The 1100-nt window shown below is 76.2% G+C and carries 1 protein-coding gene; it reads left to right on the top strand.

Going from position 1 to position 1100, the window contains the following annotated elements:
* Positions 1-952: FliI/YscN family ATPase (locus tag B8460_RS18285; protein ID WP_048863054.1), on the top strand; the 952-nt coding region annotated here is incomplete at its 5' end.
* Positions 953-1100: the final 148 nt, after the last annotated feature.

The raw sequence follows: 1100 nt of genomic DNA, 5'->3' as shown, positions 1-1100 counted from the left end.
GGCCGCGACACTGCGGGCGAGGCTCGGCCCGCGCGTGGGCCTCGGCGCGCGCGCCCTCGACCTGTTCGCCACCTGCCGTTCGGGCCAGCGGCTGGGCCTGTTCGCCGGCTCCGGCGTCGGCAAATCGACCCTTCTCGCCATGCTGGCGCGCCATGCCGGGTGCGACGTCGCCGTCCTCGCCCTGGTCGGCGAACGCGGGCGGGAGGTGCGGGAGTTCATCGAGGACGATCTCGGCGAAGCCGGGCTTGCCCGCGCGGTCGTGGTCGTCGCCACCTCCGACTCGCCGCCGCTGATGCGGCGCGAGGCGGCCTATGCGGCGATGGCGATCGCCGAGCACTTTCGCGACGGCGGGCGCCGCGTGCTGCTGCTGATGGACAGCGTCACCCGCTTCTGCCTCGCGCTGCGCGAAATCGGCCTGTCCGCCGGCGAGCCGCCGGCCACCCGCGGCTATCCGCCCAGCGTGTTCGCCGAACTGCCGCGCCTGCTGGAACGCGCCGGCCCCGGCCCCGCCGCGCCGGAGGGCGGGGCGGCGCCCGGCGACATCACCGCCCTGTTCACCGTGCTGGTCGAGGGCGACGACCACAACGAGCCGGTGGCGGACGCCGTGCGCGGCATCCTCGACGGCCATGTCGTGCTCGACCGTGCCATCGGCGAGGGCGGGCGCTATCCGGCGGTCGACGTGCTGCGCTCGCTGTCGCGCACCGTGCCGGGCTGCCTGACGGCGGAGGAGGCGGCGCTGGTCCGCCGCGCGCGGGCGATGATCGCCCTGCATGCCGATACCGCCGACCTGTTGCGGCTCGGCGCCTATCACGCCGGCAGCGACAAGGCGACCGACGAGGCGATCGCCCGGATGCCGCTGATCGAGGCGGTGCTGCGCCAGTGTCGCGACGAGACCTCGACCCCGGATGCGGCCTTCGCCGCGCTGCGCGAGGCGATGGAGCGGCCGGTGTGAGCCGCCCCCGCGCGCTCGCCGCGCTGATCCGCGTGCGCACCGCGGCGCTGGATGATGCCGTGCGCGTCCTCGCCGCCCGTCAGGCGGAGGAACAGGCGGCGGCCGCCGCCACGACCCTCGCGACAGCCGCCCTGGCCGACGAGGGGGC

The sequence above is a fragment of the Acidisphaera rubrifaciens HS-AP3 genome, assembly GCF_000964365.1.
Classification (GTDB): Bacteria; Pseudomonadota; Alphaproteobacteria; order Acetobacterales; family Acetobacteraceae; genus Acidisphaera; species Acidisphaera rubrifaciens.
Note: the sequence above shows the minus strand (reverse complement) of the source record. Positions and strands in the feature narration are given on the sequence as shown.